Source organism: Cellulophaga lytica DSM 7489 (assembly GCF_000190595.1).
In the GTDB taxonomy this organism is placed as follows: Bacteria; Bacteroidota; Bacteroidia; order Flavobacteriales; family Flavobacteriaceae; genus Cellulophaga; species Cellulophaga lytica.
Genome location: NC_015167.1, coordinates 1,670,220 through 1,694,668 on the forward strand (window position 1 = coordinate 1,670,220; position 24,449 = coordinate 1,694,668).

Below are 24,449 nucleotides of genomic sequence, written 5' to 3' on the forward strand. Positions count from 1 at the left end.
ATTCAAATACAAAACCTCTATCGAAAAGGCCAAGCCTTGCGTATTAATTATAGCCCTTGTTGTCATTAGTTAATTTTTTTCCATTACTAAATTCAACAATTGTTTTAGTTCCGTCATCATTGAAACATATTTGACGTCCATTTTTCTTTCCATTTAGATATTCACAACTGTAAAATAATAAACCATTTCTTCTTTGCTCAATTAATTTACGTTTCCCTTTATCATCAAAATATTTAGTTTCTTCAACATCAGAAAAGTAACGAAGTTGTTTTAATTCTTTATATGGTTTTTGTGGGTCATATATTATTTCACGCAGAAGTCCTTTATCTTTTTTTCTCGCGTATATTTTTTGACTTAATATAACACCTTTATCATATTCTAATTCGTATGAAATTTGACCATTTTTCTTTTTAATTTGAGCAATTCCAGAGAATAATTTTTCATCATTATATTTATATGCTAAATTATTCTCAAGATATATATCTTCATAATCGATTAATTGTTGTGAACTCAATCTAGAAAGATAGAATAAACTCAAAAATAATATTAGCACTAGATTTTTTTTCATAATTAATGACAACGGTAGGTATAACCGAAGTTACGGGATTAAAGTTAATGTTTTTCGGCTTATCACAGGCTTTAGCAATTCCGAGTGGATTCGGACGTAGTCGAATCCGCCGTAATTGCGGTTATACATTGTTGTACCACGTATTTTTTCAATTAGGGTTTTCATTATACACTTGGTCAAAATCCAATTCTGATATATTTAAGCCCTTTGACTTTTTGTCAAATTGTTGTTTGTCCATTGGTCCATAAATTCCATCTTCATTTGTTTTTTCTCTTTTCTTTAAGTCAATTATGAAATATTTAGTGATGGTTAAGTCATTCAAATATGGATGTTGTTTAGCGATTATAAAATCAGAGTTATTTCCAACCGCGAAAACATAATTAGAAATAATTCCACTTGAATATGGCGAATCTTTTTCGGTTTTTTCTACTAATGCTCTATTAGCGACTAAATCGTTCCATTCCACAAAGTAATTTCCGATTATTAATTCAGATTCGCCTGGATTATTCCAACAGGAATTTAAAGTCAAGATTCCGATTAAAGTCAATATGATTTTTGTAATTCGCAATGTTTTGGTCATATGTGGTACAACGGTTTGGCTATGCGCAGTGTCCCGAAGGGCATTGCGTATAGGTGTTGTTGTAGCCAGTTTTTATTTTTTCATTCGTGAAATGTCCGATACCAATTTTCTTCAATTTTCCAATTGTCATCAGGATTTCGTTCAATAAGGTCATTGTAATATTTTATGTCTTCTGGTCGATTTGTGTATACAAAATGAGTTGAAGGTGCACTGAAGAAATTCCTGAAAACCCAAAATGTTACGGTCACTTCATTCGTACTGTCATTCATAGAAATTCCAATGTCATTACCGCCATTAGATATTACAGGAAATTCGTAAGGCAATTCACAAACCCATCCGTTCCAACTCACATTTGGCTTTAATTCTCCGTTCTTTACTTGTTCCACTACTTCTGTCCGTTTGTTGTAGAATATGTACCAATCTGCATTCTCAATAATTTGATTTACAGGTTGTCGAAAGAAAGTTAATAGGAACAAAGTCGAAATGACAAAAACTGACGCAATTCTTTGTCGGGTTAAATTCTTTCTTTCCTTAATTAGTTTGACTATTTGCCCAATTGTCCATATAAAAAGAATCAGAGAAAGAGCCAGCCATTCGAGTGCAACAATGAAGTATGGAACAAAGTAGTAGTTTGCGATTGTCAGAACTACCCATATACTTACAATCAATATTAAAGTTTTTTTATTCACTCGTCTCTTTTTTCTAATTGGCTACAACGTATTTGTGTATGAAACGTAGCGTGCAAAAAGACACTAATTTTTCGGATAGACACAGAGCCGTCCCGAAGCCTCGGGATTATATTTTGTTTTAAATTTTCTCTTTTAAAAGCCAAAATAGACCATTTCGCTATCGCATAATATTCTATTTGGCGGTCTTAGTAAATAATTCCAAACCAATCGAATTAGCACTTACTAGCTATGTTTTATACACAGCGTTGTAAAACGTTATTTTTAATTTCACTTTTTAAACTCGTAGACATCAACTATTGTTTTATTAAGTTGGTCTTTAGATATGTTTTTTATTACTTTTTTAGTAAAGTTAGGAGTTTTAATATAATATGAGAATTCACCTTCGTATGCACTTTTATATTTGATTTCTAACTTGTTATTATCTTCAATTAAATCTAAATCAGTAATTCCACTTGTACCCCCAAAAGACATTAAACTTTCATCATTTAAAAAAGCTTGGAAGTAATTAATTTTTTCAGAAGCAATAAATGAAGCATCTGTATTACCTAGACTGGTATAATTTTCTTTTAGCTTCTTATCCTGTATATAAAACTTTGAAGTTACTTTTCCAGAATCTTTTCGACTTGAAAAATAATAAAGAGGAATGTTTAAACTTGAACGGGTCAATGAAAAAGTAAATTGTCCATTGCTTTCATAGCTACCTCCATTTCTTTTAAATTCTAATTCAATATTGTTTTCACCTTCTTTTAGGATAAAAGCAAGCTCATCTTTCATAAAAGAAGGCATATTGTCTAACCCTTCTTTTAAGGGGTGATTTTCATTCATAATTTTAAGATTACCCACATATCCATTTTTAATACTTACTCCATTTATTTTGAGGTGTACATCAAATAAACTATTATTGCCTCCAACTAAGCACTTCACAGGTTCTAAATTCTTATATGTCATACTTAAAAAAGTAACTGATGTAATCAATATTAGAATAAATTTATTTTTCATTTTTGTTCATTTGTTTTAATGTTTTAGAACGTGATTGTGTATGGTTAGTTGCGTGCTTTGGCAACTAATTTAGTAAACAAAAACGAACGCAAGAAAATTCCGAAAGAATTTTCCAAATAAGCAACGACCAAAGCAATTAATTATACACGGTGTTGGCAATAGTATTTTTATTTATTATGTCTATTAATTTTTCAATGTCAGATTCTATTATGTGACTTAAATCAATCTCAATTTTATTTCCATAAGTTTCTATTATAATCAACTTTTTATCATTCAATTCAGATGATTTTATTTCTTTGAATTTTATGTTTTTCCCAAAGAAGGATTTTATCCTGATTAAGATTCCTCTTTTATTCCATTGAACATAATTTTGATACCAGAACATTTGGCTACTTATACCAAAACGATTAGAAATCCGATTACGTTCAAATATTTATTAGTTTTTGGGTTTTCAAATTCAACAAATTCAAATGCTCCATTTATGATAAATAATAATCCAATAATGCTTATTACTATTATTATCCAACGTCCTTTTCTAAATTCCCAAAATGTATTTTTCATTTTCCGACAATTTTTTATCCGTTTGTAAGCATATAAAATTTTGATTTAGAATAACAACTTATTCCGCAAATAATTCCGAATGCTGTCTATATTAGATGTTTAAGAATTTTAGTTTTATTCATTTTATTCTGTTTTTCGTTGTGTTCAGTTATATTATTGCCAACGATTTAGTATATGGTTTGTTGCGTGATTAAGCAACCAAGTTAAAAAATAAAAACATAATAGAAAATTCGCGAGAATTTTCGTAAGCAAGCTAGAACTAGCAATAAATTATATGCATTGTTATCTCTTGTTTTTATTCCGCTTTTTCTTTTTTCGTTCACGTTTATATTTCCGTAATTCCTTTTTTGTTGGCGGTTTTGTGATAGCATAAGCTGAACCAGAATATTTATAGCTTATAAACGGAATTTTTTCGACAAAATCCTTTCCGTATTTTCGAGTTCTCCAATTTCTCCAATTTTTATTAAACTCAATTATAAATTCCGCTTCTTTAATTTCCTTTTGTGAAGTTGGTGTCCAAAAGTTTTTAAAAGAGTAGTTATTATTCTCTTTCAGTTCGTAAATATGTGTTATTCCGTCAAATCCTTGTTGCCAATCTTTAATATACTTATCACTCGGTATTTTTGAATTCCGCTATTTGATATGTATTCGTACAAATTTTCAGAGATTGATTTTGGCAGTAAATACGTTTTTATAAACGTGTCCGCTTTATAATCGTCTTCCCAAACCTCAAAAACATAATATATTATCTTACCACTTATAGAATCATTGTCTTTGGTGATTTCGAGTAAACTTCCAGGATTCCAACTTCTAAAAACAAATTCCGATTTAGTGTTTAATTCAGGTAATTTGAAGACTTTAATATCATCGTCTTGATACCTTTTCCAAAATAGAGTATCGCTATCTTCTGTTAAATATAATTCCAAATTTTCGGTTTGGCTATTTGCAGAAATCGATAGTAAAATCGTAAGTAAGATTGTAATTATTTTCATTTCTAATGATTTTCTGTCAAATGTATTCTTTGACAATTAATCATAAAAATCAAAATGAGTGAACTGTCTTTTTTAATGAGCGAAAAGTTTTTTCTCAAATAAGAGATAACGTGTTTGTGTATGTTTAGTTGCGTGGTTAAGCAACTAAGTTAGCAAACAAATCACAGATAGAAAATTCCAGCGGAATTTTCGTAAGTCGGCAGTGACCAAGCAATTAATTATACACGGTGTTGGCAACTGGTTTTTATTCTTCCCATAATTCGGCAGATTTTATTTTCCATTTTGAGTCAGTTCGCTCAAACATATAGTTTACGGTAATTCCCTCAATCTGATAATTCAGCTGAAGTCGTAAAAGATTATCAACAAGAGTCCAGTCGGCGATATTTAGATAATCAGGTATTTCTTTTCGACTTATTTCTTCATTTTTTAATATCAGAATTTCAGTTCCGAATTTTTCAATTCCACTTAAATTAGTTGAGTTTATTTCTCCGAATTCTTTAATTTTTATTGGTAACCTTTCTGGATGCGAGTCAATATGGAAATATTGTTGTAATTCAGGAAGATTTAATGCTAATCCAATAATTTCACGCAGTTCATTATTCGGAAGTTTTTGAGTTTTCTGTCCGAATGTCAAATTCGAGATTCCGATTGTCAAAACTAGGATTATTATTTTCAATTGAGTTCTCATTTTTTAACTTGTTGCCAACGTGTTTGTATATGGTTTGTTGCGTGGTTTAGCACGTAATTTAGCAAATAAAAACCGAATAGAAAATCCGCGAGGATTTTCGTAAGTAGGCTAGAACTAGCAATAAATTATATACGGTGTTGGCAATAGTTATTTTACTTCCAGTTTTCCTTTCTTCATATCCTTTATTTGATTGAAAGATGTGATAAACATCCAAATCGCCAATCCAGTAAATAAAATTCCAGCGCATAAAAACACGTTTTGAAGTGTTATCAAAGGTTGTAGAAATTCATTAGAAGGTTTTTCAGGTGTCAAATTCGCAATATTCGATTTGATAGTAATTAAAACTGAAAAATATGCTCCCCAAGAAAGTGATGCTAATAAAATAAAAAGGTCGCTTAATAGACTTTTATGTTTTAAGGAATTCAAATTGTCTTCAGTAACGAGGTAGTATGTTTCTTGTTTTGCTTTTATGGTTGCCTCAATTAGACCATCAGCAGTATTGATGTTCAGGTCAGCCATATTATTGTTTTTTAAATTCTATTCCGCTATTCGGATATTTTTGTTGTAATTTTTCAATTACTTCTTTTCTGTATTGATTCAGTTGATTTTGGTCAGGTTTATTAATATTCGGATTTCTATTAACTATATGTTCTAATAGTTTTTCCAGAACACCTAATCTAAATTCGTTGTCCAACGTTTGTTGAGCAATGTCAATGTCTCCAATTTTTATTCCCATAGTTTTGTTTTTTTAATTATTGCCAACGGTAGGTATAACCGAAGTTACGGGATTAAAGTTAACGTTTTTCGGTTTATCACAGACTTTAGCAATTCCGAGTGGATTCGGACGTAGTCGAATCCGCCGTAATTGCGGTTATACATTGTTGTAAAACGTTTTTTATTTTCCATTTCCTCGATAACTGGGATTCGACATAAATTCTCCAACTATTTCTCCTTTTTCATCCACTTTCCAGGCTCCTTTTATGAATTCGGGTGGAACTTCTTGTTTTCCTTCAAATTCTTTGTCCAAAACATAAACCCAACCATTCGGATTATTTTTTGCCTCTTTAATCAGTTCAGGATTATTCTTATTCATATTGGCTTAATTCAAATAAGAGATGATTTTTCATATCCACAGCAGAAACGTGAATAGTATTAAAATCCGAATTTGGAAATCCTGCTAATTCCACGTTTTCTTTTTCCAAATCAGTTAGCCATTCCATAAAGTCGTGAATATCATATTCAACAACTTTATAGTTTTTCCAATCGTCAGTTAGAAATAATTCCGCAAATTCTTTTTCAGGCCAAACAGGAATAACACTCAAATCATTTGAGCCTATCATAACATATTTATCTTCATCATCAGAAATAAGATATATGGTTTCAAAGTCAGCTACTTTTCTCAATAGGTATCCATATCTTTCTTTTGAGTCAAGTCCAAAAACGTTATTTATTTTCTGTTGGTTCATTCAAATGTTTTACAACGTTAGGTATAACCGAAGTTACGGGATTAAAGTTAACGTTTTTCGGCTTGTCACAGACATTAGCAATTGTGAGTGGATTCGGACGTAGTCGAATCCGCCGTAATTGTGGTTATATATTGTTAGCTTTTAGTGCTTATTTTAATTGGCATTTCAATTCCGTTGTGATTTTCATTCTACGTTTGAGTGTGAATTTAGATTTTTGTTTTTCCAATAATTAATTTGAATTTTGGCTGTTGCTATTGTTGAGCCTATCATTAAAAAGTAAATCATAATATGCTTTTTCTGAAAAAAACTTTCAGAAAATATATCAGTTATGCTTAATGTCAACAAAAATATTCCTACAAACCACAATAGTGTAAATAAAATCAAATTCTTTCTTGTTGGATTTTTTATGAAATTTCTTTTAACTGTTTCCATTTGTTTATTTTTTGTTGTCTGTTTTTCTTAATTAAAAAGTCCTTTTTCTGTTTCAGAATTCTGTTTTCGCAAACTTGCTAATGCATTAAAGCTAACGGTTTCGTATAACCGTCAGTTACGGGTTAAATTAGCATTTATTTTCGGTTTGGCACAGGCGTTAGCAATTCCGAGTGGATTCGGGCGTAGTCGAATCCGCCGTAATTGCGGTTATACATTGTTGGCAACTGGCTTTTATTTTGCATTATTGTAATATTCGATTTTAAAGTGTTTTTCAATACTCAATATTAAATTGAAAACATAATCAAAATACTCTTCTGAATTATCTCGGGCAAATTCCCTAACGAAGAAATTTTGTAATGTTGGGATTTCTTTATAATTCAGTCCTACAATTTTTTTACTGTCCGAATCTGATTTGTCAATTAAGTCAATAGTGTTTTCGGAATCTCTTAAAATCTTTTTAGGGTCGTAATGAGAAAATCCATTTCTTATAGTTTCTTGAAATTCTGTCAATTCTTTAAACTGCGTTTTAGAAATGATTTTTAGTTCTTTGCACTTTTTGATTGTCGCTCCCATTTTCCAATTCGAGTATTTATCAGATACCGAATAAGTCTTATTCCAATCCGTAATTTTTTTAGGTTGTGTCCCCGAAGCTTTTTGAATTAATGCTAATTTTAATATTCTTTCTAGAAAATGATTTGTCAGCGTTATTGCTGCTGTATGCGATTCAGTAATCAAGCATTTAACAATTTCTCCGATTGTTGATTTTAAATCCGTAAAGTAGTAGAATCTTGGATTGCGTAAATAATGTTTAAAATGTTCAAAGTTTTCTTCTAATGCTTTTTTAAAAAGGCTATCCAAAAATGCTTTATTTTCAGAGTCAATGTTATTGTAGCGTTCCTCAATTATCTTTCGATTTTCGATTTCGCGTTCTTCTGGATTTATTCCATACTTTTCATATATTTCTCTTGTTTTTTCGTCCATTATAAAATTTTCCAGAATCTTTTTTCAGCTTGTTGCCAACGGTCTTGTATATGAAAAGTAGCGGATTTTTAGCACGAACCTTTCGTATTATAACTGACCTTTAATTTATTCATTTACTTTCGATTAAGCGACTATACCGCTATTTTTTATATACGTTGTTAGGGCTAGTTTTTTATATCATTTTTTTGGGAATTAATGCATTTCCATTCTTAAATTCAGAATCGACTAGGTAAACATTTTTCAAATTTTTAAATAAATTCTTTGAAATATGTTCAAATACAATCATTTGGAATTCACCTCCATTTTCGTTTCTTTCTTCAATGAATTTATCTAATAATTTAAAAGCCTGAGTTATTTTGTAATCATCACTATGGTCTTTATCCAATCTTGTTTTTCCATCATCACCATAATAAGGTCTACTCGGTTGGTCAATAACTATAAATGGAGCTACATAAGGAGATTCGTTTTTAAAAATTATTTCGTGCATTGCTAATGAGAAAAATAAATGTAAAAACATATGATTAGAACTACTTCCAACATTTTCATGAAAAGTTGTTTTCGGTTTTCTTAATAATAAAGATTTAGTTTTGTAGTCAAATACAGGTAAAAAATCTTTGTAGTTTTCCATTGCCTTATCAACAGTATTCATATACTCTCGTATAATTTCTTCTATTAATTTTATTGTTAATTCTCTTTTTGTTTCTGTGTCAGTAATTATTATTGATTCTAGTTCTTCTTCTATTTTTTGTATTTCTGTTTTTACAGAAACTGATGGAGATGAGTCTGATTTTGAGTATAAGTTTATTTTGGCTTTTACTTCTCCTATAAACATATATTTTTCCTTCTCATTTTCGAAAACTTTATTCTCCTTAGGTAAGGATTCTAATTTATCTTCTAAAGAAGACAATTGTGTGGTTAATTGAGAAATTTCGTCTAAAACCTGTTTGTCAATTGGAGTTTTTGTTTTTCTAGCTTCTTTTATTTCATTTAGCTCGGTGGATAATTGTGAAATAAGACTTTCGAAATTACCTGTTTTAATTATTTTGTCTGTTTCTCTTTGAATAAAAGTTATAGGTTTTAAACTGTCTTCAACATCCGTTAGATTCTTTTTGAAAATAGAATATTCATTAGTGAAATCTTTTAAATTCTTGATTTTTCGTTTAATGATATTTCTTTCTTTTTCTAATTTTGCTCTTTCAACACCTGTTCCAGTTTCTATTATAGCACCATTTACAACTTCATATAATTCACCTACGGCTTCTTTTTCAACTGTGTCAGGGTTTATTAAGGAAAATTCTTTAGCTTTTTTTATTAATGCTTTTTGTTCTCGTTGAAAATATTCTGTTTTTTTAGATATTTCAGATTCTTTACGTTTTAGTTTTGCTAGTTTCTTTTCTAATTCTACTTTTTTCTCTTTTTTGAGTATGTTTTCAATTTTTTCTATACCAGTAGCAATATCAAAAATTCTTGGTAATGCATCTCTATATCTTGATTCATTTTGTTTATCAAAAAATATTCCTTGTGAGTTTGTAATGAGGTCTTGAGAAATAGTATTAAACATCAAAAAATATCGTATTGAAATCTTAGAACCTACTTTAATATTATTACTTCCATAACCAATAGGAAATGAAACTGTTTTATCTATGCTAAATTCAGTTTCGATTATTGATTTTATATTTTCCTCAGTATTATTTGATTCTGGAATCTTTAAAGGAATTTCACCTATAGATGAAAAATAATACTCACTTGAAACATTTCCTTCAAATAGAGCCTTTCTTCCAATGGTATATTTTTTATCGTTTATGTTTATTTTTAAACCATACCAAGAAACATTCTCATTAATAATACTTTCTGAAATTGTTGATTTACTAGAAAAAAAACAATAATCTATTATTTCTAAAATAGCTGTTTTTCCTGTATTACTATCTCCCGTAATTACATTAACCTTGTTAGGCTTAAACTCTAATTCTCTTTTTTTTCCATTTTTAAGCCAAAGAATTATTTTTTCAATATAATATTTCATAATTCTATTCTAAGATTTAAGTAAAGTTTTTCAGTGTTTTCATTCAGTAATTTTGATACATTTTTAGATGCTAAATTTATTTTATCAGCTCTTTTACCCATAGTTTTCTCAAAATTAAATTGTTGATTATTAATTAAATTACCATCTTTAATTAAAATGCTATTAGTCTCAATTAAAAGTTGTATTGCATTTAGTGAATTAGCTAATGTATCATAATACCTTTTATTAAAATTTGAAAATAAAGGAGTTTTTTCAGATATTAATTTTTCAATACTTTTTATTTCAGTTGTTTTTCTCGATAAATGTGCTGTTAAGGCTTTGCTTGTAAATAAAGGCATAATAAGTAAAGCTTTAGATATAGAGAGCTCTTTAGATAAAGACAAAACAGAGCTTATGGCTATAGAGGTGATTCCAATATTGTTATAGTTTTCTAAATTCATTTTTTATGTTTTTCCCAATCTTTTTTCCATCCAATTTCTGGTAAATCAGATAAATAATAAAATTCACCATTACTCAATTCAGTACTTAATTCTTGACCATCAATTTTAAGTTTTACTTCTCTTAGATGATTTAAAATATCCAAACTAAATTCATCATTAAAATCTGATTTTTTAGTTAGAGCTCTAAATTTATTAAACCACTTCAATTTGGCTTCATCTCGGTAACTGTTAATCTCTTCAATAGTTATTTCTCCCTCTTTATACCAATGAGCAATATTGTTTTCTAGATTAAGTTTAAAACGTGTGAATTTAGCCATCAAATCTATTTCATCAATTTCAATATCATTAATCTCTAATAATTGTTTAATGAATATTTGACTTTCTAATTTATCGGGTAAATCGATTGTTAGAGGTACAATTTGTAGCTTTTCTGTTCGGGTATTATTAAAATACTTTCTGTATTTTTTCTGAAAATCTTCAAAACTGATTTGAATTTTATGACCAGTTTTAATTTCTATAAAATTATCTTCTCTTATTCTTGAATCTATTTTTGCAAAAACATCATCAACTTTATTTTTTGGAATGAACTTTGTTTCTATTGCGTCTTTACAATTTTGAAGTATTTCATCTTCACCTAGTTCAAAAGTGATTTTTGATATATAATTATTAAGAACATTTTTATTTAAAAGTAAAAATTCTTTAATGTAATTTTTTATTGTGTCATCTCCTGATTTTTTCTCAAATTCCTTGATGTTTTTGATGAAATCATCAATAGAAATTATCTTGTTTTTTAGTTTTTCTATATTATCAAGAATTTGATTTTTAGAGCTATGATTTTTATTACTCCACATCACAAAATGTGATTTATGAACAAACTCTAATTGTGATTTTACTTCTTTTCTGTTGTCATTTTCATCACTTATTACTTTCGCCCAATTATATAGAGTTTTCCATAAATCAATATCAGAAGCGGTCATATTTTTGATATCACCTGCTGTGTTCTTTTGAATAGAGTGTTTAACTTGATAAAAAATATTAATATCATTTTTTAGTTCAGTGTGTACATCATCTTTTACTTCTAAACCAACAGACTCTCCTTTATTTAGGGTTAATAATTTCCACAAGAAAAAGTAGTATTGAAAATCGAATCCAATTGATTTTGTTTCGGCTCCTGTTTTCTCAATATGTGTTTTATTACTCATAAAGTATTTTGTTTTGGAAATTAGCCCTAACGGTTTCGTATAACCGTCAGTTACGGGTTAAATTAGCATTTATTTTCGGTTTGGCACAGGCGTTAGCAATTCCGAGTGGATTCGGACGTAGTCGAATCCGCCGTAATTGCGGTTATACATTGTTGTGTGTAGTTTTTATTCATATTCCGATTTATGAAATTCCAATATTTTGTCAGTCAAACGATTTATTTCTTTTTTCTCTTTTAGTTTAAAATCCGCAAAGAATATCAGTCCGAAAATGGTCAACGCGATTGGCAAAATCCAATTTCCTTTAATCAGAGAAGCTATTATAGTCAGAATTCCAAGTCCGAGTAAAACTTTAGCTAAAATATTCATTGGTGACTTAAAGTCAAATTTCAAATCGTAATTCCCTCTGTCATTCACAATTCCGATTATTCTATGATTGTTAGGAAAACGATTCCGCATTAATTCGAACTTTTCAGTTCCGACAGATCCATTGTAAAATCCGTTCACAATTAGCTTGTTCAGAATCTTTAAATTTTTGTCACTTTTGGTTATCGTTTGCTTCATTGCTCAAATTACACACAACGTTAAAATATATGATTAGTAAAAACACGGAATATTAACAATAAATTTAATTAAAATGACAGAATTAGAAAAGTACGAAGCAGTTAACAAAAGCAGCAGTTTAAAAGACCTTGCTAATGTGATAAGAAGTTTTGCTATTGATGGTCGAATACAAGGAAGGACTAGAACTTTTGATAGTGAGCAAATGGCAAATAGATGTGAAAACTACGACTTATCAAAACATAATAATTTGACACGAGAATTTGGAATTAGGCAACAAGCTATGATGCTTTTGTTTTATGGAAGTGATTACTAGTGTTTTTATTAATTATATATAGTGTTGTGGTGTCGTTTTAATGCACTACAACGATTTAGTATATGGTTTGTTGCGTGATTAAGCAACCAAGTTAAAAAATAAAAACATAATAGAAAATTCGCGAGAATTTTCGTAAGCAAGCTAGAACTAGCAATAAATTATATGCATTGTTATCTCTTGTTTTTATTCCGCTTTTTCTTTTTTCGTTCACGTTTATATTTCCGTAATTCCTTTTTTGTTGGCGGTTTTGTGATAGCATAAGCTGAACCAGAATATTTATAGCTTATAAACGGAATTTTTTCGACAAAATCCTTTCCGTATTTTTCGAGTTCTCCAATTTCTCCAATTTTTTTATTAAACTCAATTATAAATTCCGCTTCTTTAATTTCCTTTTGTGAAGTTGGTGTCCAAAAGTTTTTAAAAGAGTAGTTATTATTCTCTTTCAGTTCGTAAATATGTGTTATTCCGTCAAATCCTTGTTGCCAATCTTTAATATACTTATCACTCGGTATTTTTTGAATTCCGCTATTTGATATGTATTCGTACAAATTTTCAGAGATTGATTTTGGCAGTAAATACGTTTTTATAAACGTGTCCGCTTTATAATCGTCTTCCCAAACCTCAAAAACATAATATATTATCTTACCACTTATAGAATCATTGTCTTTGGTGATTTCGAGTAAACTTCCAGGATTCCAACTTCTAAAAACAAATTCCGATTTAGTGTTTAATTCAGGTAATTTGAAGACTTTAATATCATCGTCTTGATACCTTTTCCAAAATAGAGTATCGCTATCTTCTGTTAAATATAATTCCAAATTTTCGGTTTGGCTATTTGCAGAAATCGATAGTAAAATCGTAAGTAAGATTGTAATTATTTTCATTTCTAATGATTTTCTGTCAAATGTATTCTTTGACAATTAATCATAAAAATCAAAATGAGTGAACTGTCTTTTTTAATGAGCGAAAAGTTTTTTCTCAAATAAGAGATAACGTGTTTGTATATGGTTTGTTGCGTGGTTTAGCACGTAATTTAGCAAATAAAAACCGAATAGAAAATCCGCGAGGATTTTCGTAAGTAGGCTAGAACTAGCAATAAATTATATACGGTGTTGGCAATAGTTATTTTACTTCCAGTTTTCCTTTCTTCATATCCTTTATTTGATTGAAAGATGTGATAAACATCCAAATCGCCAATCCAGTAAATAAAATTCCAGCGCATAAAAACACGTTTTGAAGTGTTATCAAAGGTTGTAGAAATTCATTAGAAGGTTTTTCAGGTGTCAAATTCGCAATATTCGATTTGATAGTAATTAAAACTGAAAAATATGCTCCCCAAGAAAGTGATGCTAATAAAATAAAAAGGTCGCTTAATAGACTTTTATGTTTTAAGGAATTCAAATTGTCTTCAGTAACGAGGTAGTATGTTTCTTGTTTTGCTTTTATGGTTGCCTCAATTAGACCATCAGCAGTATTGATGTTCAGGTCAGCCATATTATTGTTTTTTAAATTCTATTCCGCTATTCGGATATTTTTGTTGTAATTTTTCAATTACTTCTTTTCTGTATTGATTCAGTTGATTTTGGTCAGGTTTATTAATATTCGGATTTCTATTAACTATATGTTCTAATAGTTTTTCCAGAACACCTAATCTAAATTCGTTGTCCAACGTTTGTTGAGCAATGTCAATGTCTCCAATTTTTATTCCCATAGTTTTGTTTTTTTAATTATTGCCAACGTGATTGTGTATGGTTAGTTGCGTGTTTTGGCAACTAATTTAGTAAACAAAAACGAACGCAAGAAAATTCCGAAAGAATTTTCCAAATAAGCAACGACCAAAGCAATTAATTATACACGGTGTTGGCAATAGTATTTTTATTTATTATGTCTATTAATTTTTCAATGTCAGATTCTATTATGTGACTTAAATCAATCTCAATTTTATTTCCATAAGTTTCTATTATAATCAACTTTTTATCATTCAATTCAGATGATTTTATTTCTTTGAATTTTATGTTTTTCCCAAAGAAGGATTTTATCCTGATTAAGATTCCTCTTTTATTCCATTGAACATAATTTTGATACCAGAACATTTGGCTACTTATACCAAAAACGATTAGAAATCCGATTACGTTCAAATATTTATTAGTTTTTGGGTTTTCAAATTCAACAAATTCAAATGCTCCATTTATGATAAATAATAATCCAATAATGCTTATTACTATTATTATCCAACGTCCTTTTTTTTCTAAATTCCCAAAATGTATTTTTTTCATTTTCCGACAATTTTTTTATCCGTTTGTAAGCATATAAAATTTTGATTTAGAATAATAACTTATTCCGCAAATAATTCCGAATGCTGTCTATATTAGATGTTTAAGAATTTTAGTTTTATTCATTTTATTCTGTTTTTCGTTGTGTTCAGTTATATTATTGCCAACTAGTTAGTAAACGCAGTTTATTGCGTTTATTTCTCTTTCAAATATATATTATTTAGGTAACATATCTAAAGGGCTTGTAATATTTATAAGATTAGTAGTACTAACATGGGTGTAAATTTCTGTAGTTTTAGAGCTGTTGTGCCCCAATAATTTTTGTATGTACCTTAAATTGGTGCCTGCGTCTAATAAATGTGTAGCAAAAGAATGCCTTAAGGTGTGCACTGTTGCGGGCATATGTACTCTAGCCTTCTTTTTAGATCTGTTAAATACCTGTCGTATGCTAGAGGCACTATACTGCTTTCCATCTGCGCCCTCAAACAACCACTTTTTAGGTTTGTATACTATATAATATGCACGTAATTGCGCTAACATAGTAGGTGATAATAACGTAATTCTGTCCTTGTTACCTTTTGCGTTTCTTACCCATACACGCATATTGTTAGAGTCTATGTCTTCTACTTTAAGGTTTACGCATTCAGATATTCTTAATCCGCAACCATATATCATCTTTAAAATGGTTTTATGCTTTATGTTATTTGTGACCGTTATAATGTCAGCTACCTCTTGTAAAGACAGTACTTTAGGTAGTTTTTTAGCTTTTCTAGGTCTACAAAAATCATATTGTACTTTGGGTAAGTTTAATACTTTTTCAATATAAAATTTAATAGCGTTAATACTTTGGTTTTGGTATGATGCAGATACGTTTTGCTTAGTAACTAATTCTTTGTGATAATACATAATATGAGCAGTAGAAACCTGGTGTAAAGGCATAGGATACATATATGTTAAAAACTGCTTAAACATATGCATATAAGTTTTAGTAGTGTTTTTGCTGTAGTTTTTTAACAATAATTTCTGATGCATTAACGACATAGCCAGCGCATAATCTGGTTTTGTTTCTTCAGTCTTTAGTAATTGTGTAGCTATTGTATTAGGTTTCATTGTGTAAAAATGAATAAAATAGAGTTAAAAATCTTATATTTAAGCGTTTATATACGTGTATAAACGTCTAATAATACTTTTATGAAAATGAAATTTTGTTTATCCTGTAATAAAGAGCTTGTGGGTAGGTCCGATAAAAAGTTTTGTGATACAGAATGCAGAAGTACGTACCACAATACAAACAGACCGTTATATGAAATAAGTATACAAAAGATAAATAGTGCGTTAAGAAAAAACAGAAGCTTGTTAGCGCATTTTTGTCCAAGCGGAAAAGGTACAGTTAAAAAGGAGGTTTTAGTGCAACTTGGTTATAGGGTAGATTTGTTTACGCACATATATCCGTTTAAAACAGGGACTTATTTTTTTTGTTATGAGTACGGATATTTGCCAATAAAGGAAAAGGGCATAGATAAAATGCTAATAATACAAAAACAAGATTATATGGATAAATTAACATACAGTCCTTGGAGTATTAAAATTGAAAAGTAATTTGTGTGCAGTTATTAAACTGGTATTACAACTGGTATATCCATTCTTCTGGGTTTAACTTACTAACGTTTTTATATAAGTAAAACTTAAGTAAAGTTTGTCCGCTAAATTTATTTGTAGCAACCTCTCCTATCTCTTGTTTTGCAGTAACCTTATCGCCTTTTTTTACATAAGTGGTAGATAGGTTGTAATAGGTAGTTATATAATTACCGTGTTTTATTTGTACACCTTTATTGCCTCCTGGTACAGCAAGTACAGCAATAACTTCACCTTCAAAAATAGAGCGTGCTTTAGAGCCCTTGTCTGTAGCTATAATTACACCATTATTTTGGTGTTTAATACCTGGGTAAACGGCATCTTTGTATACGCCAAATCCTTTACTTTTAAAGCCTTTTGCAACGGGCCAAATAAGCTTGCCTTTATTTGCAGTAAAATTGTTGGCAACAATTTTAGCTTCTGGTGTTAATACAAATTTTGTACTGCTAGTTTTTGTAGTGGTTTTGCCAGTTGTTTTTTTATTTGTAGCAACAATGGCAGAGCGTATAAGTTTTTCTATTTGCTGATCTATTTTACGTGCTTCAGATTTTTTCTTATTAATACTAGCGGTGTATTTGCTTTCATTTTTTTTAATTGTTCTTAAAAGTGCGTCTTTAGCTTTTTTCTCCTTTTCTAATTCTTTTTTAGTAGCTAGGTTTTCTTTAAGCAATTGCTCTTTTAATTTACGCTGATCTATTAAATCTTGGTTTTTTAATTTTAGCGTATCTGTTTTAGCAATTATAGATTTTCCTTGTTCTTGTCTGTAATTTGTATATTGTTTTATGTATTGTAAGCGCTTGTAGGCTTGTAAAAAATTTTCGGAAGACAGTAAAAATAGCAACCTACTTTGTTGCGATTTGTTCTGATACGATTTTTGTATCATTTCAGCATAATCTTCCTTTAAGGTAAGCAAATCTTTTTTTAATGTGCCAATGTTGCGCACATTAGCATTTATTTGTCTGTTAAGTAAATTACTTTGTTGGTTGGTAATGCGTACAAGCTGTTGTTGTGCATTTATTTTTTGCTCTAAACTCTCTACTTGTTCTAAAACATTACCTTTTTCTTTAGTTTCAGCATATAAAAGTCGGTTTATAGCTCTAATATCTTTTTGTAACTGTGCGCGCTTTTTTTCTAATGCTATTTGTTGGTTGGTTTGTGCAGCCAAAAAACTTCCGCATAGCAGAGAAAAAAATAATGTAAAAAACGTAATGTGGCGCATAAATAGTAGTGTTATTCTAAAACAATTTCTTTAAAACCGTTTGGTATTTTATAAGGAAAGCTAAAACTTTTATTAAGCTCTATGTTTTTAAAAGTAAGTGCAATAGTATCTGTTTTATCTTGGTCTTTTACGTAAATATCTATAATATTTGGCACTAATTTTTTGTCTACTACTTGGTAGTTTTTATACTGTACGTTTAAAACTCTATTTTTTAAAGGCTGAGACAGTTGCATACCTGCAACCTTGTAATTGTTAGGTTCTATTTGTAGTAATGTTTTAAAAAGGTTATTTGCTTTTTTAGGAGCCAATTGGTATTGGTTGTTTAGTTCTACGGTATTGTATTTTTCTTTACGTAAATCAAATAAAGCTTGGCCTAATAATAAATTCTGAACCTTGTTATAATCCAACTCTGTGCCTAGTAAATTGCTTAAGTATGTAAAATCTCCATCAAAATACTCGTTTTGTAATCTGTTGTAAAAACTAACTCTTGTTGGTGTAATGTAGGCTTTAACAACACCAAGTGTTGCGCTTATCCATATTGCTTTGTCTTTTTCCATTCTAAAACTAACAGTATAGCCTTGCGTATCTGTACCATCTGTATAGTCTATTTTTAGTCTACCGCGTAGCGTTTTAAAATCTAAGGTATTTGCATAGTGGTTCTTTACCACAGTTTTTGTGTTTAGTTTTTTTAAGGTTGATGTGCCTTCTGCAATAACTTTTTTAGACTTGCAAGAGACAAAAAACAACACAACAATAAGTGTTAAAAGTATTTTGGGTGTTGTTTGAAGCTTTTTTATCATTTTTTATTTTTTAAATTTTACTTTAGCCAAGTACATATTTGCTTTTGCTGGGTTGCCCATTGCGGTATATGCAGCGGCAATTTCCCTGTAAAAATTATCTGCAAGGCGTATATCATCTAAAACATAATCTAAACCCATTTTTAAAGTTTCTATAGCTGCTCTGTGTTTTTTTCTGCCGTTATAAGCAGTTCCTAAGGCATAGTAAAAATATGGCTGAGAAGGATAAGCTTCTAGCGCTTCTTTTGCTGTGGTTTCTAAAAAAACATAGTTCTTTTGCTTTAGGGTAAACTTTAGTCTGCTTTTGTAATTAAAGGCAGAATTACTGCTGTTGCTAGTAGTTTGCCTAGCTGTGGTTTTTTTTGTTGGAGTATTGGTAACTGTAGTGCTTGTAAACGTAAAACTATTGGTATTTGCTTTTCTGTGGTCTATTGCAGCTTGTAACTTTGCACTTAAATCTTCTTTAAAAGCGCCATCATTTAGTTCTACAAGTACATTTTTAGCCTCGTTGTAGTTCTGTTTTAAATACAGTAAGTGGGCTAAGTTTTCTTTTAATTGGTAATTACTATAAGGCACAATTTCCTTTAAATTACTAACGTTTTTATACTGTTTTTTTAAAGAAATATATAGGCTCTCTAAATACCACATATTATTTGGGTCTTCATCTAAAGCAATTTCGGCCTGTTCTTGTGCTAAGCTATATTGTTTGCTTTTTAGGTATGCTTTAGCAAGTTCATTAGCTACTGCTGCATTTTTAGGTTCTATTTTTTGGCATACTAAAAAACTGTTTACAGCACGGTCATAGTTTTCTATTCCTTTTTGTTTTAACCCTTCAAAAAAAGCCTCCTGAAAATCATCAGAATATTCTTCTAAAAAAACATCTGCACTATTTTCTATTTCTTGGGCATAGCCAAAACTTGCAATCAATATTGATAGCAATAAGCATTTTTTTAATAAGTGGTTACAAATACAGCTCATACGCTTGTAAAATTATTAAAAAAACAAATGGTATGGTAACCAAATGTGTATCAGTTTTTATAATAGTCAAAAATTATACCGTTGTGGCTTTTTCAGAGCTTAAATTTCCTATAACTAATGCAATAGTCGCTGGTAGTACCCAAGCTAAACTATATGTGCTTAAGGGTAAATATGCTGCTGTAAATTTTGCAACGCTAGTAATGCCAATACTGTTTAAAAAATCTGGAACGCTAAATAAAATGGTGGTATATACTACTGCCTTAAATACTTTTGGTGCTGTATATTTATCTGGTAAAACATTAAGCACTATTAAAATTATAGTAATTGGGTAAATAAACATTAAAGCGGGTATGGCAACAACAATTATATAGTCTACATTAAATTGGCCCATAACAATACCCAGTACGCAGCTTATAATAGCTGTAATTGTGTACGCTTTGTTAGAGTTGTTAAACCTGCCTTTTATAAAATCTGCAGTACCAGTAACAATACCAATAGCTGTAGTAAAACAAGCTAAACTTACCAAAATACTTAAAAATTTGTTTCCTTCATTGCCTAAAAGAGTTCTGCTAATTCCGTTTAGTAAATCTGTACGGTTAATATCTGCGTTAAAGTTAGAATGCATTAATGCACCAGTTAAAATTAAACCTCCGTAAACAAATAGTAAACCTAGACCAGCAAAAATACCAGCGTTTCTTATTAGTGTTTTACGGTCTGTATAAGATATATCTTTATTTTTTAGGTTAATGGAGATAATTAATACGCCACCTACAACAACAGCTGCAATAGCATCAAAAGTTTGGTAGCCTTCTAATATACCATCTGTAAATGGGCTTTTTACGGTTGATGCTCCAAAGGTAAAATCAAAACTAAATACACAAATGCCTATAATGGCAAGTAAAATTAAGAGTATTGCCGGAGTTAAAAACTTACCTAGTATATTTAAAATTTTAGATCTGTTAAGTGCAAATACTAAAACCAAACCAAAATAAACTACACTGGTGTATATAGATGGTATGTTAAAAAAAGGAGCAATACCAATTTCATGCGTTACCGATGCTGTTCTGGGAGAGGGTAGTGCTACTGCAATACAGTAAATTAATATAGAAAACACCAAACTAAAAGTGTTAGAAACCTTTTTGCCAAAGTCAAAAATAGTGCCTTGTAGTTTTGCATGGGCAAAAATGCCTAGTATTGGTATTAGTATTGCAGATAAGCAAAAACCTATGGCCATTACCCACCATAATTCTCCAGAGTTAAACCCTATAAAGGGAGGAAGAATTAAGTTTCCGGCACCAAAAAAGAGCGAAAACAATGCAAAAGCAGATACTAGAGTTTCTTTGGTATTATTCATTGGGTACATATTGTATTAAAAAGGGAAAGATAGTGTATTCTAAATTATCGACAAACGGCTAGTTGTTCATAAAATTTTATGTATTTCATCGAAAAAATTGTTTTTTGTTAAAAAAAATTAACAAAGACTCAATATTTTTAACACCAGAGCGTTAATTAAAAAATGATGGTAATTAACGGTTAACAATCATCATAAAAAAATAATATAAATATCAGTGCCTGGTCCCCACCAAACATTGTTTAAATCCTACAAGCTATGAAAAAATTTTTAGCCACTTCTAGTTCGGTTTTTAACGCGTTATGTTGCGGAATTTTTGGTCATTATTATGCAGTAACAAAAAAAGTAACTTCGCATATAAATGAGTACGAGTGTATACACTGTAAAAAACAAGTTACTACAGATGTAACAGGTAATTTGTCTGCACTAACACCAGAGTTAGAAGACATTAACAACACATTACAAAAAGTATACAAGAAAAAACACCAACACGCACCGCAACACGCGGCCTAGTGTTATTGTTCTTCAGATAAAGAGTTCCAGCCCTGCGCGGTTATCGGAATTTTAGTATTATTCCTGGAAATTAAGTGAACACCTTCATTCTTATCTGTCATATGCCCTACGACAGTTAAGTTAGGGTTCCCTTTTATTTTTGGGAATTCTTTTTGGTCTATAGTAAAAAGCAATTCATAATCTTCACCACCGCCTAAGGCAACAGTTGTGCTGTTTACTTTAAACTCTTCACAAGAGCTAATAACAGTTGGGTCTAACGGTATTTTGTCTTCATACAAATTACAACCTACATTACTTTGCTCGCATAAATGTAAAATTTCTGAAGATAAACCATCACTAACATCAATCATAGAAGTTGGCTTAACCTCTAAAGCGTTAAGTAAAGGCACAATATCTTTACGAGCTTCTGGTTTTAATTGTCGTTCTACAATATAGGTGTACATAGATAGGTCTGGATTGTTGTTGGGGTTTACTTTAAAAACCTCTTTTTCGCGCTCTAAAACTTGTAGTCCCATATAAGCAGCACCCAAATCTCCTGTAACAACAAGCAAATCGTTAGGTTTAGCACCATTTCTGTAAACCAAGTCTTCTTCATTAGCTTGGCCTATAGCAGTAATACTAATAAGCATTCCTTTTGTAGATGAGGTAGTATCACCACCAACTAAATCTACATTATATGTTTTTGCAGCAAGTGCAATACCACTATACAATTCTTCTAAAGCCTCTAACGGAAACCTGTTAGATACCGCTATAGAAACCGTAATTTGTGTTGCGGTAGCATTCATCGCATAAATGTCAGACAGGTTTACCATTACAGCCTTGTAACCCAGATGTTTAAGAGGTACGTAGCTAAGATCAAAATGTACGCCTTCAATCAGTAAATCTGTAGAAATTACAGTCTTCTTATCTTTAAAATCTATAACAGCAGCATCATCACCAATACCTTTAATACTAGATTTGTGCTGTAAAGTAAAATCTTTAGTAAGGTGGTTAATTAAACCAAATTCGCCTAATTGTTCAAGAGATGTTCTCTTTGGATTTTTATCGTCTAACATACTGCAAAAATAATAAGGATATTATACAAAATGTGTTTTTTACACATAAAAGAATCTTAATATAGATTAACTTTTTTGGTAAATAGAGAAATCTTATGTTATCATTCGTTATAATAATGTTAGGATGTATGGTAAAACCCTACTTATACACTATATTTGTGAATTGTTTAGAACTAAACCAAAAGAAATTTGAGCTTAGGTCTAATTTAAATTAAGATTAGTATGATAAAAGTCTCAGAAACAGCAAAGAAGAGAGTCATAGATTTAATGACAGAAAGTGGTTTTAATGCTGAAAAAGATTTTGTACGTGTTGGTGTTAAAAGCGGCGGATGTAGTGGTTTATCTTACGAATTAGATTTTGATAAAACTACAACAGAAACAGACAAGGTTTTTGAAGATAATGCGGTACGAATTGTGGTAGATAAAAAAAGTTTTTTATATCTAGTAGGAACTACTTTAGAGTATTCTGGAGGATTAAACGGAAAAGGTTTTGTGTTTAATAATCCAAATGCACAAAGAACATGTGGTTGTGGCGAAAGTTTTTCGTTATAAACAATGATTAAAAATATAAAAGCAAAGATTTAAAAATTAGCTAATAAAATAATGTTTTTGTTAGCAAATTAAGATGATATGGCATATACAGAAGAAGAGTTAAAGAAAGAGCTAGAAACCAAAGAGTATGAATATGGTTTTTATACCGATATAGAGTCTGATACTTTTCCTATAGGATTAAGTGAAGAAATTGTTGTAGCTATTTCTAAAAAGAAAAATGAGCCTAAGTGGATGACAGACTGGCGTGTAGAAGCATACCGTGTTTGGGAAAAAATGGAAGAACCAGATTGGGCAAATGTTAATTATGAAAAACCAGATTTTCAGGCAATAAGTTACTATTCTGCCCCTAAAAAAGCAGATCCTAATAAAACTTTAGATGATGTAGATCCGGAGTTGTTAGAAATGTATAAAAAGCTAGGTATTTCTATAGACGAACAAAAGAAATTGCAAAATGTTGCAGTAGATATTGTTGTAGATTCTGTTTCTGTTGCCACTACTTTTCAAAAAACATTAGCAGAAAAAGGTATTATTTTTATGCCAATTTCTGAAGCTATACAAGAACATCCAGAGTTGGTGCGTAAGTATTTAGGTACTGTAGTGCCAACTACAGATAACTTTTATGCAGCATTAAATTCGGCTGTATTTACAGATGGGTCTTTCTGTTACATTCCTAAAGGCGTACGTTGCCCAATGGAGCTTTCTACTTACTTTAGAATTAACCAAGCAGGTACGGGTCAGTTTGAGCGTACTTTGGTTGTGGCAGACCAAGAGAGTTATGTAAGTTATTTAGAGGGCTGTACTGCGCCATCTAGAGACGAAAACCAATTACACGCAGCCGTTGTAGAGTTAATTGCAATGGATGACGCAGAAATTAAATACTCTACAGTACAAAACTGGTTCCCTGGTAATAAAGAGGGTAAAGGTGGTGTTTATAATTTTGTAACAAAAAGAGCTTTGTGCGAGAAAAACGCAAAAGTATCATGGACACAAGTAGAAACAGGTTCTGCAGTAACATGGAAATATCCTTCTTGTATTTTAAAAGGAGATAACTCTATTGGAGAGTTTTATTCTATTGCAGTAACAAACAATTACCAGCAAGCAGATACTGGTACAAAAATGGTTCACCTAGGTAAAAACACCAAGAGTACAATTATTTCTAAAGGTATATCTGCAGGTAAATCTCAAAATAGTTACCGTGGTTTAGTACAAGTAAGTAGTCGTGCAGAAAATGCACGTAACTTTTCTCAGTGCGATTCTCTTTTAATGGGGAATGAGTGTGGTGCACATACGTTCCCATACATAGAGACTAAAAACAAATCGGCTATGATAGAGCATGAGGCTACAACAAGTAAAATTGGTGAAGACCAAATTTTTTATTGTAACCAACGTGGTATAGATACAGAAAAAGCAATTGCATTAATAGTAAACGGTTTTAGTAAAGAAGTACTAAATAAGTTGCCAATGGAATTTGCTGTAGAAGCACAAAAACTATTAGAAATTAGTTTAGAAGGCTCTGTAGGATAAACATGTTTCTCTAATAAAGAAACGCTGGGTGTTTTTAAATTGATAAAAAAATACCCT

Annotated in this window: 31 protein-coding genes; 5 read left to right on the forward strand and 26 right to left on the reverse strand. The window is 30.4% G+C overall.

The window, feature by feature from the left end; genetic code table 11:
• Nucleotides 1–43: 43 nt before the first annotated feature.
• The 16 genes from CELLY_RS07450 to CELLY_RS07530 all read right to left on the reverse strand — a co-directional run bounded on the left by CELLY_RS07450 (nucleotide 44) and on the right by CELLY_RS07530 (nucleotide 12,125).
• Entirely contained in the window at nucleotides 44–568 is a 525-nt protein-coding gene (locus CELLY_RS07450) for a hypothetical protein (RefSeq protein ID WP_013621053.1), read from the reverse strand.
• Between the two features lie 148 nt (nucleotides 569–716).
• Nucleotides 717–1,148: a DUF3997 domain-containing protein gene (locus tag CELLY_RS07455; protein WP_013871512.1), complete on the reverse strand. Its 432-nt coding sequence runs from the start codon at nucleotides 1,146–1,148 to the stop codon at nucleotides 717–719.
• Between the two features lie 80 nt (nucleotides 1,149–1,228).
• Entirely contained in the window at nucleotides 1,229–1,837 is a 609-nt protein-coding gene (locus CELLY_RS16675) for a hypothetical protein (RefSeq protein ID WP_013621055.1), read from the reverse strand.
• 267 nt (nucleotides 1,838–2,104) lie between these two features.
• The gene (locus CELLY_RS07465) at nucleotides 2,105–2,836 is read right to left on the reverse strand and encodes a hypothetical protein (protein ID WP_013621056.1); all 732 of its coding nucleotides are present in this window, start codon (nucleotides 2,834–2,836) and stop codon (nucleotides 2,105–2,107) included.
• Nucleotides 2,837–3,966: 1,130 nt separating this feature from the next.
• Nucleotides 3,967–4,389: a hypothetical protein gene (locus CELLY_RS07475; RefSeq protein ID WP_013621059.1), complete on the reverse strand. Its 423-nt coding sequence runs from the start codon at nucleotides 4,387–4,389 to the stop codon at nucleotides 3,967–3,969.
• 244 nt (nucleotides 4,390–4,633) lie between these two features.
• Nucleotides 4,634–5,077, reverse strand: coding sequence for a hypothetical protein (locus CELLY_RS07480; RefSeq protein WP_042256792.1), 444 nt, complete (start codon nucleotides 5,075–5,077; stop codon nucleotides 4,634–4,636).
• A 147-nt stretch (nucleotides 5,078–5,224) separates the two neighbouring features.
• Complete coding sequence (locus CELLY_RS07485) at nucleotides 5,225–5,596, reverse strand: hypothetical protein (RefSeq protein ID WP_013621061.1); 372 nt, start codon at nucleotides 5,594–5,596, stop codon at nucleotides 5,225–5,227.
• Nucleotide 5,597: 1 nt separating this feature from the next.
• A complete protein-coding gene (locus CELLY_RS07490) occupies nucleotides 5,598–5,813 on the reverse strand; it encodes a hypothetical protein (RefSeq protein ID WP_013621062.1) in 216 nt (71 codons plus the stop codon).
• Between the two features lie 159 nt (nucleotides 5,814–5,972).
• Nucleotides 5,973–6,170: a hypothetical protein gene (locus CELLY_RS07495; protein ID WP_034647366.1), complete on the reverse strand. Its 198-nt coding sequence runs from the start codon at nucleotides 6,168–6,170 to the stop codon at nucleotides 5,973–5,975.
• On the reverse strand, nucleotides 6,163–6,543 hold the full coding sequence (locus CELLY_RS07500; protein WP_013621063.1) for a DUF2750 domain-containing protein: 381 nt from the start codon (nucleotides 6,541–6,543) through the stop codon (nucleotides 6,163–6,165). The genes CELLY_RS07495 and CELLY_RS07500 overlap by 8 nt, the downstream gene beginning before the upstream one ends.
• A 183-nt stretch (nucleotides 6,544–6,726) precedes the next feature.
• Complete coding sequence (locus tag CELLY_RS17165; protein ID WP_013621064.1) at nucleotides 6,727–6,975, reverse strand: hypothetical protein; 249 nt, start codon at nucleotides 6,973–6,975, stop codon at nucleotides 6,727–6,729.
• Nucleotides 6,976–7,206: 231 nt separating this feature from the next.
• Nucleotides 7,207–7,956 carry a hypothetical protein gene (locus tag CELLY_RS07510; RefSeq protein ID WP_013621065.1) on the reverse strand — a complete coding sequence of 250 codons (750 nt, stop codon included), beginning with the start codon at nucleotides 7,954–7,956 and terminating at the stop codon, nucleotides 7,207–7,209.
• A gap of 172 nt (nucleotides 7,957–8,128) precedes the next feature.
• The gene (locus CELLY_RS07515) at nucleotides 8,129–9,979 is read right to left on the reverse strand and encodes a DUF3732 domain-containing protein (RefSeq protein WP_013621066.1); all 1,851 of its coding nucleotides are present in this window, start codon (nucleotides 9,977–9,979) and stop codon (nucleotides 8,129–8,131) included.
• A complete protein-coding gene (locus tag CELLY_RS07520) occupies nucleotides 9,976–10,419 on the reverse strand; it encodes a three component ABC system middle component (protein ID WP_013621067.1) in 444 nt (147 codons plus the stop codon). Before CELLY_RS07520 ends, CELLY_RS07515 begins: the two co-directional genes overlap by 4 nt.
• Nucleotides 10,416–11,621, reverse strand: coding sequence for a hypothetical protein (locus CELLY_RS07525; RefSeq protein WP_013621068.1), 1,206 nt, complete (start codon nucleotides 11,619–11,621; stop codon nucleotides 10,416–10,418). The genes CELLY_RS07520 and CELLY_RS07525 overlap by 4 nt, the downstream gene beginning before the upstream one ends.
• A 165-nt stretch (nucleotides 11,622–11,786) precedes the next feature.
• Nucleotides 11,787–12,125, reverse strand: a complete 339-nt coding sequence (locus tag CELLY_RS07530) for a hypothetical protein (protein ID WP_013621048.1) — start codon at nucleotides 12,123–12,125, stop codon at nucleotides 11,787–11,789.
• A 130-nt stretch (nucleotides 12,126–12,255) separates the two neighbouring features.
• Here CELLY_RS07530 and CELLY_RS07535 point away from each other — a divergent pair, with 130 nt between their 5' ends.
• Nucleotides 12,256–12,495: a hypothetical protein gene (locus tag CELLY_RS07535; protein WP_013621070.1), complete on the forward strand. Its 240-nt coding sequence runs from the start codon at nucleotides 12,256–12,258 to the stop codon at nucleotides 12,493–12,495.
• Between the two features lie 170 nt (nucleotides 12,496–12,665).
• Here CELLY_RS07535 and CELLY_RS07540 read toward each other — a convergent pair whose 3' ends face one another.
• From CELLY_RS07540 to CELLY_RS07560, 5 genes are all read right to left on the reverse strand, one after another.
• Nucleotides 12,666–13,379 carry a hypothetical protein gene (locus CELLY_RS07540; RefSeq protein WP_013621071.1) on the reverse strand — a complete coding sequence of 238 codons (714 nt, stop codon included), beginning with the start codon at nucleotides 13,377–13,379 and terminating at the stop codon, nucleotides 12,666–12,668.
• A 238-nt stretch (nucleotides 13,380–13,617) separates the two neighbouring features.
• Nucleotides 13,618–13,989 carry a hypothetical protein gene (locus CELLY_RS07545; RefSeq protein ID WP_013621061.1) on the reverse strand — a complete coding sequence of 124 codons (372 nt, stop codon included), beginning with the start codon at nucleotides 13,987–13,989 and terminating at the stop codon, nucleotides 13,618–13,620.
• Between the two features lies 1 nt (nucleotide 13,990).
• Nucleotides 13,991–14,206, reverse strand: a complete 216-nt coding sequence (locus CELLY_RS07550; RefSeq protein ID WP_013621062.1) for a hypothetical protein — start codon at nucleotides 14,204–14,206, stop codon at nucleotides 13,991–13,993.
• A 133-nt stretch (nucleotides 14,207–14,339) separates the two neighbouring features.
• Nucleotides 14,340–14,771, reverse strand: a complete 432-nt coding sequence (locus CELLY_RS07555) for a hypothetical protein (RefSeq protein WP_013621072.1) — start codon at nucleotides 14,769–14,771, stop codon at nucleotides 14,340–14,342.
• 213 nt (nucleotides 14,772–14,984) lie between these two features.
• Nucleotides 14,985–15,878, reverse strand: coding sequence for a tyrosine-type recombinase/integrase (locus tag CELLY_RS07560; RefSeq protein WP_013621073.1), 894 nt, complete (start codon nucleotides 15,876–15,878; stop codon nucleotides 14,985–14,987).
• An 81-nt stretch (nucleotides 15,879–15,959) separates the two neighbouring features.
• On the opposite strand from CELLY_RS07560, the gene CELLY_RS07565 reads away from it, so the two are divergent.
• Nucleotides 15,960–16,367 carry a hypothetical protein gene (locus tag CELLY_RS07565; RefSeq protein ID WP_013621074.1) on the forward strand — a complete coding sequence of 136 codons (408 nt, stop codon included), beginning with the start codon at nucleotides 15,960–15,962 and terminating at the stop codon, nucleotides 16,365–16,367.
• 25 nt (nucleotides 16,368–16,392) lie between these two features.
• Here the strand turns inward: CELLY_RS07565 and CELLY_RS07570 are convergent, their stop codons facing one another.
• The 4 genes from CELLY_RS07570 to brnQ all read right to left on the reverse strand — a co-directional run bounded on the left by CELLY_RS07570 (nucleotide 16,393) and on the right by brnQ (nucleotide 20,751).
• Entirely contained in the window at nucleotides 16,393–17,622 is a 1,230-nt protein-coding gene (locus tag CELLY_RS07570) for a murein hydrolase activator EnvC family protein (protein WP_013621075.1), read from the reverse strand.
• An 11-nt stretch (nucleotides 17,623–17,633) separates the two neighbouring features.
• The gene (gene lolB1, locus CELLY_RS07575) at nucleotides 17,634–18,422 is read right to left on the reverse strand and encodes a lipoprotein insertase outer membrane protein LolB1 (RefSeq protein ID WP_013621076.1); all 789 of its coding nucleotides are present in this window, start codon (nucleotides 18,420–18,422) and stop codon (nucleotides 17,634–17,636) included.
• 3 nt (nucleotides 18,423–18,425) lie between these two features.
• On the reverse strand, nucleotides 18,426–19,358 hold the full coding sequence (locus CELLY_RS07580; protein ID WP_148228893.1) for a tetratricopeptide repeat protein: 933 nt from the start codon (nucleotides 19,356–19,358) through the stop codon (nucleotides 18,426–18,428).
• A gap of 112 nt (nucleotides 19,359–19,470) precedes the next feature.
• Nucleotides 19,471–20,751 carry a branched-chain amino acid transport system II carrier protein gene (gene brnQ / locus CELLY_RS07585; RefSeq protein WP_042257347.1) on the reverse strand — a complete coding sequence of 427 codons (1,281 nt, stop codon included), beginning with the start codon at nucleotides 20,749–20,751 and terminating at the stop codon, nucleotides 19,471–19,473.
• A 255-nt stretch (nucleotides 20,752–21,006) separates the two neighbouring features.
• On the opposite strand from brnQ, the gene CELLY_RS07590 reads away from it, so the two are divergent.
• The gene (locus CELLY_RS07590; protein WP_013621079.1) at nucleotides 21,007–21,261 is read left to right on the forward strand and encodes a hypothetical protein; all 255 of its coding nucleotides are present in this window, start codon (nucleotides 21,007–21,009) and stop codon (nucleotides 21,259–21,261) included.
• 2 nt (nucleotides 21,262–21,263) lie between these two features.
• Here CELLY_RS07590 and thiL read toward each other — a convergent pair whose 3' ends face one another.
• Nucleotides 21,264–22,316, reverse strand: a complete 1,053-nt coding sequence (gene thiL / locus CELLY_RS07595; RefSeq protein ID WP_013621080.1) for a thiamine-phosphate kinase — start codon at nucleotides 22,314–22,316, stop codon at nucleotides 21,264–21,266.
• A 222-nt stretch (nucleotides 22,317–22,538) separates the two neighbouring features.
• On the opposite strand from thiL, the gene CELLY_RS07600 reads away from it, so the two are divergent.
• Both CELLY_RS07600 and sufB read left to right on the forward strand, forming a co-directional pair.
• Nucleotides 22,539–22,868: a HesB/IscA family protein gene (locus CELLY_RS07600; RefSeq protein WP_013621081.1), complete on the forward strand. Its 330-nt coding sequence runs from the start codon at nucleotides 22,539–22,541 to the stop codon at nucleotides 22,866–22,868.
• Between the two features lie 78 nt (nucleotides 22,869–22,946).
• A complete protein-coding gene (sufB, locus tag CELLY_RS07605) occupies nucleotides 22,947–24,392 on the forward strand; it encodes a Fe-S cluster assembly protein SufB (RefSeq protein WP_013621082.1) in 1,446 nt (481 codons plus the stop codon).
• The last annotated feature ends 57 nt before the right edge of the window (nucleotides 24,393–24,449 follow it).

What these genes read in the sequence shown, in the direction of transcription:
- sufB (WP_013621082.1), top strand. Translation starts at nt 22,947, where the DNA reads ATGGCATATACAGAAGAAGAGTTAAAGAAAGAGCTAGAAACCAAAGAG.
- CELLY_RS07485 (WP_013621061.1), bottom strand. Translation starts at nt 5,596, where the DNA reads ATGGCTGACCTGAACATCAATACTGCTGATGGTCTAATTGAGGCAACC.
- CELLY_RS17165 (WP_013621064.1), bottom strand. Translation starts at nt 6,975, where the DNA reads ATGGAAACAGTTAAAAGAAATTTCATAAAAAATCCAACAAGAAAGAAT.
- thiL (WP_013621080.1), bottom strand. Translation starts at nt 22,316, where the DNA reads ATGTTAGACGATAAAAATCCAAAGAGAACATCTCTTGAACAATTAGGC.
- CELLY_RS07490 (WP_013621062.1), bottom strand. Translation starts at nt 5,813, where the DNA reads ATGGGAATAAAAATTGGAGACATTGACATTGCTCAACAAACGTTGGAC.
- CELLY_RS07560 (WP_013621073.1), bottom strand. Translation starts at nt 15,878, where the DNA reads ATGAAACCTAATACAATAGCTACACAATTACTAAAGACTGAAGAAACA.
- brnQ (WP_042257347.1), bottom strand. Translation starts at nt 20,751, where the DNA reads ATGAATAATACCAAAGAAACTCTAGTATCTGCTTTTGCATTGTTTTCG.
- CELLY_RS07500 (WP_013621063.1), bottom strand. Translation starts at nt 6,543, where the DNA reads ATGAACCAACAGAAAATAAATAACGTTTTTGGACTTGACTCAAAAGAA.
- CELLY_RS07495 (WP_034647366.1), bottom strand. Translation starts at nt 6,170, where the DNA reads ATGAATAAGAATAATCCTGAACTGATTAAAGAGGCAAAAAATAATCCG.
- CELLY_RS07565 (WP_013621074.1), top strand. Translation starts at nt 15,960, where the DNA reads ATGAAAATGAAATTTTGTTTATCCTGTAATAAAGAGCTTGTGGGTAGG.
- CELLY_RS07510 (WP_013621065.1), bottom strand. Translation starts at nt 7,956, where the DNA reads ATGGACGAAAAAACAAGAGAAATATATGAAAAGTATGGAATAAATCCA.
- lolB1 (WP_013621076.1), bottom strand. Translation starts at nt 18,422, where the DNA reads ATGATAAAAAAGCTTCAAACAACACCCAAAATACTTTTAACACTTATT.
- CELLY_RS07590 (WP_013621079.1), top strand. Translation starts at nt 21,007, where the DNA reads ATGAAAAAATTTTTAGCCACTTCTAGTTCGGTTTTTAACGCGTTATGT.
- CELLY_RS07550 (WP_013621062.1), bottom strand. Translation starts at nt 14,206, where the DNA reads ATGGGAATAAAAATTGGAGACATTGACATTGCTCAACAAACGTTGGAC.
- CELLY_RS07525 (WP_013621068.1), bottom strand. Translation starts at nt 11,621, where the DNA reads ATGAGTAATAAAACACATATTGAGAAAACAGGAGCCGAAACAAAATCA.
- CELLY_RS07600 (WP_013621081.1), top strand. Translation starts at nt 22,539, where the DNA reads ATGATAAAAGTCTCAGAAACAGCAAAGAAGAGAGTCATAGATTTAATG.
- CELLY_RS07450 (WP_013621053.1), bottom strand. Translation starts at nt 568, where the DNA reads ATGAAAAAAAATCTAGTGCTAATATTATTTTTGAGTTTATTCTATCTT.
- CELLY_RS07455 (WP_013871512.1), bottom strand. Translation starts at nt 1,148, where the DNA reads ATGACCAAAACATTGCGAATTACAAAAATCATATTGACTTTAATCGGA.
- CELLY_RS07540 (WP_013621071.1), bottom strand. Translation starts at nt 13,379, where the DNA reads ATGAAAATAATTACAATCTTACTTACGATTTTACTATCGATTTCTGCA.
- CELLY_RS07545 (WP_013621061.1), bottom strand. Translation starts at nt 13,989, where the DNA reads ATGGCTGACCTGAACATCAATACTGCTGATGGTCTAATTGAGGCAACC.
- CELLY_RS07520 (WP_013621067.1), bottom strand. Translation starts at nt 10,419, where the DNA reads ATGAATTTAGAAAACTATAACAATATTGGAATCACCTCTATAGCCATA.
- CELLY_RS07535 (WP_013621070.1), top strand. Translation starts at nt 12,256, where the DNA reads ATGACAGAATTAGAAAAGTACGAAGCAGTTAACAAAAGCAGCAGTTTA.
- CELLY_RS07480 (WP_042256792.1), bottom strand. Translation starts at nt 5,077, where the DNA reads ATGAGAACTCAATTGAAAATAATAATCCTAGTTTTGACAATCGGAATC.
- CELLY_RS07570 (WP_013621075.1), bottom strand. Translation starts at nt 17,622, where the DNA reads ATGCGCCACATTACGTTTTTTACATTATTTTTTTCTCTGCTATGCGGA.
- CELLY_RS07555 (WP_013621072.1), bottom strand. Translation starts at nt 14,771, where the DNA reads ATGAAAAAAATACATTTTGGGAATTTAGAAAAAAAAGGACGTTGGATA.
- CELLY_RS07475 (WP_013621059.1), bottom strand. Translation starts at nt 4,389, where the DNA reads ATGAAAATAATTACAATCTTACTTACGATTTTACTATCGATTTCTGCA.
- CELLY_RS07515 (WP_013621066.1), bottom strand. Translation starts at nt 9,979, where the DNA reads ATGAAATATTATATTGAAAAAATAATTCTTTGGCTTAAAAATGGAAAA.
- CELLY_RS07465 (WP_013621056.1), bottom strand. Translation starts at nt 2,836, where the DNA reads ATGAAAAATAAATTTATTCTAATATTGATTACATCAGTTACTTTTTTA.